10 protein-coding genes are annotated in these 10,129 nt (G+C 48.3%); all 10 read right to left on the bottom strand.

Features of this window, described 5'->3' with window-relative positions:
* Positions 1-29: 29 nt before the first annotated feature.
* Positions 30-992, bottom strand: coding sequence for a helix-turn-helix domain-containing protein (locus tag B5X72_RS02200; RefSeq protein ID WP_079715186.1), 963 nt, complete (start codon positions 990-992; stop codon positions 30-32).
* Positions 982-1,620 carry a sterol desaturase family protein gene (locus tag B5X72_RS02195; RefSeq protein WP_233632565.1) on the bottom strand — a complete coding sequence of 213 codons (639 nt, stop codon included), beginning with the start codon at positions 1,618-1,620 and terminating at the stop codon, positions 982-984. The genes B5X72_RS02200 and B5X72_RS02195 overlap by 11 nt, the downstream gene beginning before the upstream one ends.
* A 4-nt stretch (positions 1,621-1,624) precedes the next feature.
* Positions 1,625-2,110 (bottom strand): DUF4833 domain-containing protein, encoded by a 486-nt coding sequence (locus tag B5X72_RS02190; protein ID WP_176146063.1) that lies wholly within the window; start codon positions 2,108-2,110, stop codon positions 1,625-1,627.
* A 78-nt stretch (positions 2,111-2,188) separates the two neighbouring features.
* On the bottom strand, positions 2,189-3,085 hold the full coding sequence (locus B5X72_RS02185) for a PfkB family carbohydrate kinase (protein WP_079715183.1): 897 nt from the start codon (positions 3,083-3,085) through the stop codon (positions 2,189-2,191).
* Positions 3,069-3,794 (bottom strand): HAD family hydrolase, encoded by a 726-nt coding sequence (locus B5X72_RS02180; protein ID WP_079715182.1) that lies wholly within the window; start codon positions 3,792-3,794, stop codon positions 3,069-3,071. Before B5X72_RS02180 ends, B5X72_RS02185 begins: the two co-directional genes overlap by 17 nt.
* A 1-nt stretch (position 3,795) precedes the next feature.
* Complete coding sequence (locus B5X72_RS02175) at positions 3,796-4,833, bottom strand: lysylphosphatidylglycerol synthase transmembrane domain-containing protein (protein WP_079715181.1); 1,038 nt, start codon at positions 4,831-4,833, stop codon at positions 3,796-3,798.
* Positions 4,834-4,845: 12 nt separating this feature from the next.
* Entirely contained in the window at positions 4,846-5,787 is a 942-nt protein-coding gene (locus B5X72_RS02170; RefSeq protein WP_079715180.1) for a CDP-alcohol phosphatidyltransferase family protein, read from the bottom strand.
* Positions 5,787-6,671 (bottom strand): ATP-grasp domain-containing protein, encoded by an 885-nt coding sequence (locus tag B5X72_RS02165; protein WP_079715179.1) that lies wholly within the window; start codon positions 6,669-6,671, stop codon positions 5,787-5,789. The genes B5X72_RS02170 and B5X72_RS02165 overlap by 1 nt, the downstream gene beginning before the upstream one ends.
* A gap of 26 nt (positions 6,672-6,697) precedes the next feature.
* Positions 6,698-7,402: a nucleotidyltransferase family protein gene (locus B5X72_RS02160; RefSeq protein ID WP_079715178.1), complete on the bottom strand. Its 705-nt coding sequence runs from the start codon at positions 7,400-7,402 to the stop codon at positions 6,698-6,700.
* Between the two features lie 14 nt (positions 7,403-7,416).
* Positions 7,417-9,999, bottom strand: coding sequence for a DUF5686 family protein (locus B5X72_RS02155; protein ID WP_079715177.1), 2,583 nt, complete (start codon positions 9,997-9,999; stop codon positions 7,417-7,419).
* Between the last annotated feature and the right edge of the window lie 130 nt (positions 10,000-10,129).

Genomic DNA, 10,129 nt, shown 5'->3' with positions numbered 1-10,129 from the left:
CTCAACCGTGTGATCACATACAGCGTACCCTATGGCGCGCCTTCCAACGTCCCCCTACTTTCACGATAGGCCTTGGGCGATATCCCTACCATCCTTTTAAAGTACTTTCCAAAAAAAGACTGATCACTGAAATTCAGCATATCCGACACCTGCGCAATGGTTAACGACGGCGTGGCCAACAGGATCTTGGCTTCATTGATAACAAACGTTTCAATCACCTTGGTGGCCGTCGCGCCTCCCAATTCCTTTACCACTTCAGACAAGTACTTCGGTGTCACAAAGAGCCTATCCGCATAGTAGGTGAGATCCCGGTGTTGCCTAAAGTACTTTTTCGCCAATCGGTAGAAACTTAGAAATAGTTGCTTTTTACGTGAGGAAGTATGGGGCAATGGCTCGGCATAGGTCGTGGCCAACGCGCCGAGTTCGTACATGAATACGCTGAACATTCCCATCAGGAGATCCCTGCCAAAGGTCCGTTCTTCGACACGGTTCAGGTAATATGCTAAGCTATCAATGACGTGCTTGAGGTGAGTAGCCTCCTCCTTGGAGAGGCTCCACATGGGCTTAAATTCGGACGTAAAGTAATACTGGATATAGTCAAAAAAGTACTCCGGAATATTTAGCTTGATGGGCAGATCAGCACTAAACGCTACCAATTGGATGACTGCCGTGCTTTTGATGTGCGTAACGGACTTAGAAGCATCCGGCAAGGCAATGATCACGTCGTTTTCGCGGAATGTAAATTGTTCCAAATCGATTTGCAAAGTTGTCTCGCCTTCCAAAAGAAGCGCAACGCAAAAAATGTCCGAGCGTGTTTCAAGCGAATAAATAGCCTCCTTGAGGTAAGGCGATTGCTTATTATGGTCAAAGGTAGCTACCGCAATGTCATATTTGCGGATACTATCAACGATATAATGACGGATATCCTGGAAGCAGTCATTCAGCCAGTGGTCCGTCCCGGCCTTCTTCGCCAATGCAGCATCACTCATCATCCGCCCCTTTCTGTTTGAAACCTGTACCAAAAATACTATCCCAAAACGATGAACTTACACCGAAGCCCTTTTCCGGGTCCGAATAGTGATGCAACATGTGGTGCTGTTTTATCTTTTTCCAGATGCCGCCCTTGAAGTTCGCATGATGGATAGCATAATGGGTCATATCATAGAAAAGATAGCCCAGGATGAAGCCAGGGAAGAAGGCGTTCATCACATAGCCACTAAAAAACAGCCTGAACAGGAAATAAATGATGATCGCCATCGGAATACTCGCTGACGGCGGCATGACCAGCCGCAGCCTGTCTTTGGGGTAGTCGTGATGTACACCATGGAAAATAAAATGGACGCGCTCCATAAATTTGCCTCTCGGTTCGAAATGGAAGACAAAACGATGGAGCAAATACTCCGAAATGGTCCACACAGCAAGCCCCAGCAGGAAATAACCGATGAAATGCCCTATCGGCATATTTTCCAATGCCAGTGCTCGCCATGAAAAGTACACCATCACAGGAATGTAAATAAACAAGGGCACACTAAAATGCACTTTGGTCAACGACTCCAGGAAATCATTTTTGAACATCCGGGTTGACTCCGTACTGTTTGAAACAAAATTCCGCTTTGCCATAGCTTCATGGTTTTATTTGTTCGACCTTGGCCTTACCCTGACGATTGACGCCTTCTATCTGCACGTACAGCACGTTGGGGCTGAATAAGCTGCCGCCGTCGATACGTACATAAATACGTTTCAGCACGCACATTTCGCCGGCTATGCGTGTCTGCACATGATATCCCGACGGCCCTTTGCGCAGATATAAGGGCAACTTATCGTAGGCAACTGACCTGAATTCAATTTCATTTGCTGTCACTTTTTTTACCTTTATCCCATAGGCAAACACCCGCTGGATATAATTTAAGTCCTGCCGCCTGCCGTCATCCGCGTACCGCATCCAAAAAATGTCCAACGGCTTACTTTTATCCAGCTTTCCCTGGCTGTCTGTATTCAGTGTATAGCAAACGGTATTAGCATTGGGATCGCGTTGGATATAAAACATCAGGTTATCGATCCCTTCGGGTACAGGGAATATGGTGGTATCTGCGGTGCTTGCTGCAGGCATAGGGCCAGCCCACGCGCAATATGGCAGCACGATGAAAGCCAACCAAACTATATATTTCTTAATCAACAGCATACTTCGCTAGTCAATGATGGAACCTACTTCGTTGCACCAAGCCTGCACGTCGGCCGGAGATCCCACGAAGGGGCCGTGCCGATGCGTTTTCAACGCGGCCATGGCCGCGGCAAACCGCCCGGCCTCACAACAATTTGCTCCTTTTAGTTTGCTATAGAGGTAACCCGCCATGAACGTGTCGCCGCAACCGGTAGTATCCAGCGGCGAACGCACAAAAAAGGCAGGAATAAAATGGCTTTGCCCTTTGGTATGGACAATGGCACCATTGCTACCTAAGGTAATGATAATCTCCTCGATACCAAACTTTTCCAGGTATCTGATGCAATCCTTGATACGTTTTGCGCCGGTGAGCAATCGCGCTTCTTCATAATTTGCCTTCAGCGTGGTTACCAAGGGTAAAATCGTGTCTGCGTGTTCCCATCGTTCATGCACGACCTGCACCCCCTCTACCCGGCGGATACAGCCCTGGACGTCCAACGATACCTTACCCTGCTTGGCCGCCCAACGCACCAAATCATCGGATATATCACCAGCGAGCAGGGGACCAAAATGATACCAAGAGGCCGTTATTGCCGATATATCGTCAAGTCGCAACGGATCGCCCTGGCTCAGCACCCGCTGCTTCCGGTAGTCGCGATTAGCGCTGTATTCGTTTTCGAAAAAATGGGAGTACCGCCCACGCGCAATGACCCACCCTTCGCCTTTAAAATCATATTCATCAAACACATCACTATCGTCTTGGGCAAATGATGTTGCTACAGACAACGACACGTCAAACGTCTTCAAAGCCGAAGAAAAGTAATACGCCGTTCCGCCTGGCATCACATGTACACTCTCCGGTGTAATCACCCGATCGACTGTAGCATGGCCGATACAGCAGATATCGTTATGCAGTTTTTCCATTGCCGTTCATTTGGTCTAAAGCACTAAGCAATTTGGCGAGATCATTGATTTCAGCATCCACAATCTGATATTCGTCAAGACCCGACTCTTCCCATCCTTCTACATTCAGCCAAACGGTCCTGCATCCCGCCCGCTTTGCAGGAATCATGTCCTTCTCGTAAGAGTCGCCTATCGCGAGGCATTCCGTTGGTGCATAGCCGAGGGCATCAACGCCCAACCGATAAATCTGGGCGTCGGGTTTCCGTACGCCCACCACTGCGGATTCGACGACATTATCAAAGAAATGCAGGATACCGAAATCAGCCAACACCGTCTTAAGGTTTCCGTAAAAATTGGATACGATGACCATGCGATAAGATCCCCGCAGCTTATTGAGTATTAATTCGGCCAGATGCACCGTATTGCGCGCTATATCTTCACACATTAATGCGATATCCGGAATGCGGCCCCGCTCTACAACCGCTCCATTAGCTTCCAGGTAATCAAATTGCTGTTCCAGTTTAAGTGATATGACGTCCAAGAACGTATGTTCCGGTTTGATAATCGGATTTATCGCAAGCATGCGTTCGCCGTACACGTAGGCCTTTGAAAACAAACGCCTATCGATACCGACATGATGCGTCTGATACGCCTCCCAAATGACGGCAGCCCAATGCCGCCCGTTGGTATCCAACGTCCCTCCGTAGTCGAAAAGCAACCCTTTTATCATACTATTTTTCGTTTATACTGTTGTCGGCCAACGCCAGTGCGGGCACTTTACTCATTTTTTTGGTAGGCCCCATAAGTGCCAACCCGATGAATATCCAGATGATTTCGCGAATGCGAGTGACAATGCCGATAAAAATACCGGCACTCCCCGCCATCCCGACAGCCTGCAGTGCCAAGGCCAGCCCACCCTCCCGGGTGCCCAGTTGCATCGGGAAAAAGAACAGCACATTGGCAAACAGCGACGAAGCAGAACTGACGACTAACGCTTCTCCCATGCTCATGCCCAATCCGATAGCCTTGGCCGTAAAATAAATCTCTGCGCAGCCGACTATCCGCGCCGCAAACTCCCAAGCCAGTGATCGGTAGAAGCTCGCCCGGCGTTGGCTATATAACGTGATAATATGCCGGTCGATTTCCTGCAATACGCTCGCCTGTCCTATCGCAAACCGGTTAACTCGCTGGCCAATCAACGGCCACCGCCCCAATTGGCGGAGGATACTCATGGTAAAACCTTTTTTGTATACCTTCGAAAACCCGATACACAAGCCGCCGCCGATCATAAGGATAACCACACTGCAACTTATCAGCAGCGCATTCCAAGGTAAAAGAAAAATGATGAGCAGGATGGAAAGCAGCCAAAAGACAATATGCGAAAACATATGCATAAGGCTGTATAACAATACGGATGAAGATGCTTTGGCCGCTCCGAGTGCTGGCTTCAATTCCATCATGCGGTAAGGCTCGCCGCCCAGCGCCACAAATGGTGTAACGTAATTGATTGCATAACCACTAATCGTAAGCCGCAGGATGCGCAGGAACGGCAACTGTGTGTCCGGCTTACCACGTTCTAAGATGATGGCCCGGAATCCCAGCGCGTTCATGATGTAGATGACAAGCCAGCTGCCTATAATCGGGATAAACCATACACCGGTCTTCCGAATGTTTTCCCAAATCACCCCAACGCCCAGCTGATAGACCATGTAACCCATCGTGGCTAAGCCGATGAGCAGGAATATCATTTTATACAGTTTGGAGTTCATATTTTTATTACCCTATTGACTCAGCTGATGATAAAAATGCTTACTTACTTTTTCCTGACGGCGGCACATGTAGACGAGGATGGGATTGAGCACAAAGATATCAAACACAAAATACAACCAAACCTGATCGATAAACAGCCATAGGAAAAGAAAGATCACGCGTGTATTGAACTGTACGATATTGGTGTATTTCATCAGAGGCTTATTCATTGCGCGGAATGCCGTTATCAAACCGGTCGGCAAATCATCCTTGAAACGAGCCTTCACTTCGTTCAGCAGCCGTTGCAAATTCGGCGACAATCGCTCCTGCATTCGGGTATAGCCTAAGTAACCGTTCAACACAAACTTGTCAAAGAAATGCCGGGACCAGCTCAGCCTATCATATTCCCGCTGCAAGTCCGCACTATTGTCCAGTTCACTACCCGCTTTGCCCTTGATGAAATAGAGGTGCACATTCCGATAATAGTCGGCCATGGCCGATTGGAAAACGTGCGATACGCCAGCCAACACCCCCGGCACCCAAACCCAAGCCGACCAACCTGTGTCCATCAGCCGCAAGCACAATGCGATGTGGATGGCTGCAAACCAGAAATCACCGGCAAAACCGTCCAAGATACGCCCAAACCGGCTTTTGTTGTTCGTAAGCCGGGCCAATTGCCCATCGGCACTGTCAAGAGAATTAGCGAACATGAGCAAAAACATCCCTATGGCATTGATCCACAAGACGGGATAATAAAACAATACGCCCGCAGCCACGCCAAAGAAGATGCTGGTAATGGTCACCGCATTGGGAGTAATCCCAAGTTTTGCACACACCGTTGCAATACGCAGCCCAATGGGCCGATAAAACCAGATATCGATCCGCTCTTCGGTATCGTTAGACTTCAGTGAGGCCTCGAACCTATCTGGCTTTGCCACTTCTCCGTTTTTACTATCTGCCAATGTATCTTCCATTATTGTCTTACTTTGATTTCGTCAGCGGTATACGCTGCCACCAGCAGGCTTGTGATAGCTTGGGCCGCTTCTTCGCGACAGGGGGCAAAACTTGGCCAGTCATTAAGGTCGATCACATGAAACGTTCCGTCCCTGCCGATAATGGCATCGCCACCGTAAATATGCACACCCAGGTTTTCAGCAGACTTTGTTGCAGTTTGCTTCAACAATGCCTCATCAAATGGATAGTATGAAGACTTGCCATTGATTTCTGCATACAACTCATATTTATGATGGTTGTGATCATAAGGGTAAAACCAATAAAAAAAGTCCGTGCCCCGCACCCCATAGAATTTAACCAAATCTCCCGGCAAGTGCTCGGAAACCACTACACTGGCAATACCCCGTAAGGCATATTCGCCGACAATGTGTTCGGCTTCTTCCCGCGAAGCCACAAACGACACATCTTCTTTGTGAATCGCATGGAAATCCCCCCGTTTGATCCATACACCCTGGCTTCCCATCTCATCATAGATGTGGCCAATAGGTTCCTTGGTAGACAAGAAAAAGCTCCGTGGGTAAGGGATTCCGCCTTGTATCAGACCATTGACCATATTGGTCCGGTAACAACGCTCGACCCCGAAAGCCGAATTATAAACCTTTAGACCACGCAACTCATCCGCTTTCAGACAGGCAACCAGATCTTTATTCCGTCCCATGGAGAAGATACCAACCGTCTCCCGCTTCTTTTCTTCGCAATACGCCCGCTCGCTACATACCGATACATCAAAATCGTGGTCCAGCAATTGGTTAACCACCAATTCAAAAATAAAACGATCGTTGCCAATATGATTGGGCGAAAAAAGGTTATCGCGTTTAATACCGATAATATGGGGTTTTGACATGAATAACAATAATGAATAAATAAAAATCAATCCGTTAAAATAAATGCTTCCGCTTTGCCAATATCGGCCACATGATCCACATCGATGATCTTCCTAAACGGGAACGCGGACACCGCCAGACCCTGGTCAATAAGTGCCCTTTGGAAATTGCGCATCCGCGATGTACCTGTAGCGATCACCGATTTGACGACGTCAAGCGCTTGCTGCCGCAAGCAGTATATCCCTCCGGAAGCATAAAGCTGCCCCGGCGACGGTGTGTCGGAAAACGAAATAATGCGTTGCGACTCATCCGTCATGACATACAGCGGGCTTTCGTCGTCGATATAGGCCGTTACGGCCATTAAGGCATCCAACGAACTGTCCTGCTGGAATGCATTGATATAGCGTTCAAACTCATTGCCCTGAAACACCGTATCTGTCGTCGCCAAGCAACACTCCCGGATGTAGGGATAGTGATGCAGCAATTCATAAAAGCTATGCAACGAACTGGGGGTACTTTTTTGCATCACATGTACCGGAACGTTAAAGTCCGTCTGTTGAAGATGGCGGGATAACACCGGGGACTCTTCGTTGATAATGACGTGAACAGACGCTGCTCCCACCGATGTAAACTGACCGATAAGCCGATCAATCAAGGGCACCCCACCGATGGGAACCATTGGTTTCGGTAGCTGCCATCCTTCAGACTTCAATCGGGATCCCTCTCCCGCGGCTATAATCGCATACTCCATCCTTCGTATACTTGTTAAAAATCAAGCTTAAACCGTGCACGCACGCCCCATTCGGGTACATCCGGGTTGTTGAGGTAGGTAAAGCGCTTCACCAAATCGACCCTGAATAGCTTAAAAATATTGGCTACGCCGGCACTGGCTTCGATATACGGCTCCCGATGCAAGGTGTACGAAATCGGAATACCGTCTTCGTTTTGCTGAAAACGGAATATATTGGTATTGTACGCCGGGTTGTTTTCGTCACGCAATCCTCCCCAAATTCCTTTGAAGCTAAATACTTCCCGTAATTTTAACCGCTTTAACAGCGGAATCTTGTTGAAAAGAAAGCCATTCATGTAATACTGCACATTCAATGCGGCATGATGGTCGCTCACAAACTCAAGAAAATTCATTAAGTTGTACGAATTGAGCTGATAGGCGTATGTTTGGTTTGCACGATGTATCGTGAGCACGGGGAATGGCAAACCATCACCAACGATATAGGTACCTTCCACATTGACATCTGCGTAACCCAACTGCGATAGATAAACACGTTTAAAGATCCCTCCGGTCACCTTGTGATAATCATATTCGCCGTCAAGGAATCCTTTGATGCCCGCGGTATAATTCAGCGAAAAGATAGGGTACTTGTTTTCAATAGGTATCCGATACAGTTTGCTTTGATAAAACTGCTCGTACGGCGCATACCGCAGCCTTACCGTCACCTCTGTGGTGTTCAACTCGGGATGATTCACCAGGTTGCCTGTTCCATCCACATGCTGATAAGACAGAATACCGGCCGGCAACTGCCGCCACTTGGTAAACTCAACGCCATAGGAAAAGTGATTATTCAGCTCATGCTGGTATTCCAGGCGATAAATGTCGTTGTACAGCCACCGGTGATTATCTCCTCGTTTGAAGGACAAGAGAAAGTTGTCCTCTTGGACAAACTGGAGCTCCTGACCGGGGATTTTCGTGTCCTTCTGATAACTCGCCCGCAGGTAATGCTGCGGAAAGTGGTAAATCGACTTGTTGTTAAAGGAATACGTACCACTGAGGAAATACTTCCATTTTTCGTCCCTGAAACCGTAAGCGGCGTAAGTCTCGGCGTAAAACCGCTTGCTTAAATCGGTCGTTGTACGGCCGCCTATCCTCAGCCGGAATCCTTCTACCGGGTTGAAACTATAGAACGTATTCACAGGCCCCACCTCTACCGGGCCAAACGACTTATAACCCGCCAACAAGAGTGTAGTAATATCCATAAACCTTCTGAAAGAAGGGATGGTCTGCAGGGTATCAACATTCTTATAGATGTTCAGTTCCCTGTTTTCCAAAGGCATATGCCGGGCGGCAATCCAGAAGTCCTCTTCAAATCGCTTTCCTTCTTCATAAGCAATTTCTTCGGTCGGTCCGGTATACATGCTATCCGGCTGAACCAAGCCCACTCGGTAATCGGCGTAATCAACGGTACGTTTCCCATATACGCCGCCGCCCCGGTTGGTCAGGGAAAATTCCATGCCGAGCTCGCTCCGGTCCAGATAATACCGCCCCTGTCCGTCCGGCTCGTATATCAGCGTCGCCTCCATACCACGTACGAAGTTGAGGTTTATTTCGTCACTCACTGTCAGCTCTGCACGTTTCACGGCATATTTGCCGTCGTGGGTAATGTACAGCCTCCCCGAAAACAACATATCTGTGCGGTTGCGGGGTACGAAGCTCAGCTCCACTAGCCACGGCTCTTCCGTCTTGATGGTATCCGTGATGAAAAATTTATAGAACGTAGGGGATGTACCGGCTGTCGGGCTCAAAAAAAGATTGGTTGCCAGCGAAATATTATTGTCATAAATATCGATGTCTTCGTACAGCCTGTTGAAGTAATCGTTGAGGCCCTCGTTATCGATAAATTTTTCATCAAACTCCGCACGCTTTTCGGCGGTCACGTATTGCTTCTTTTTATATGGGCTTCTACGAAAATATACCTGTGAAATTTTCTCATGCATATAAGCCGGAAGCATGTTTTTCCCGCCAATTGCCGTTGTGTCCTGCTCTTCAAAAAGGAACTGATAATTCCGGAAAATCCGTCTATTGCGGAATTTATCCGAAAGATTACTCAATGCGAGCGATATTTTTTCATATTGTTCATACTGCACATAATCCTGTGCCTCCATGCGGTTCTCGGCTTTATTTTCGATCACCTTGCGGATCAGCTGCACGGCCGGGTTATCGCGGTTTCGATACCGTCCACGCTTTCCGACGACCACAACCTCCTCCATCATCGTTGGGTCGACATCCAGCGCCACGTTGATTGTTTGATCTTCGCGCGACGTAACGTCGACATCGACCGGCAAATATCCGATATAACTGAAACGCAGTTTCGTATATCCTTGGGGGAGCTTGATTTCGTACCGTCCGTCTTCATTTGCGGACGTCCCCGTGCCTACCAGCCCTCCCACTACCGAAACGGACACATAAGGAAGCGTTTCCTTGGTCACTTTATCGGTAATCACGCCTGATATTGTAGTAACCTGGCCGTAAGCGGCGGTAATGAGCAATATCGCGCCCATCAGCAACGTAACCGCCAGCTTACTACAAAATCTTCTTCTAATAAATGTTGTCATGCTATTTCATACAGTGACGCCAAGAGCAGCCCCGCCCCAAAAATCGGCGGAACAAGGCATCCATCGGCAAGGATTAACCATCCAATAGAACAGATGGTACCTGCCAAACAGTCTTTCAAGGTATGGCGCA

The sequence above is a fragment of the Parapedobacter luteus genome, assembly GCF_900168055.1.
Classification (GTDB): domain Bacteria; phylum Bacteroidota; class Bacteroidia; order Sphingobacteriales; family Sphingobacteriaceae; genus Parapedobacter; species Parapedobacter luteus.
Note: the sequence above shows the minus strand (reverse complement) of the source record. Positions and strands in the feature narration are given on the sequence as shown.

Excerpts from the sequence above, each read along its gene's own strand:
- B5X72_RS02160 (WP_079715178.1), bottom strand. The coding sequence starts at position 7,402 with ATGGAGTATGCGATTATAGCCGCGGGAGAGGGATCCCGATTGAAGTCT.
- B5X72_RS02185 (WP_079715183.1), bottom strand. The coding sequence starts at position 3,085 with ATGGAAAAACTGCATAACGATATCTGCTGTATCGGCCATGCTACAGTC.
- B5X72_RS02180 (WP_079715182.1), bottom strand. The coding sequence starts at position 3,794 with ATGATAAAAGGGTTGCTTTTCGACTACGGAGGGACGTTGGATACCAAC.
- B5X72_RS02170 (WP_079715180.1), bottom strand. The coding sequence starts at position 5,787 with ATGGAAGATACATTGGCAGATAGTAAAAACGGAGAAGTGGCAAAGCCA.
- B5X72_RS02200 (WP_079715186.1), bottom strand. The coding sequence starts at position 992 with ATGATGAGTGATGCTGCATTGGCGAAGAAGGCCGGGACGGACCACTGG.
- B5X72_RS02165 (WP_079715179.1), bottom strand. The coding sequence starts at position 6,671 with ATGTCAAAACCCCATATTATCGGTATTAAACGCGATAACCTTTTTTCG.
- B5X72_RS02195 (WP_233632565.1), bottom strand. The coding sequence starts at position 1,620 with ATGGCAAAGCGGAATTTTGTTTCAAACAGTACGGAGTCAACCCGGATG.
- B5X72_RS02190 (WP_176146063.1), bottom strand. The coding sequence starts at position 2,110 with ATGCCTGCAGCAAGCACCGCAGATACCACCATATTCCCTGTACCCGAA.
- B5X72_RS02155 (WP_079715177.1), bottom strand. The coding sequence starts at position 9,999 with ATGACAACATTTATTAGAAGAAGATTTTGTAGTAAGCTGGCGGTTACG.
- B5X72_RS02175 (WP_079715181.1), bottom strand. The coding sequence starts at position 4,833 with ATGAACTCCAAACTGTATAAAATGATATTCCTGCTCATCGGCTTAGCC.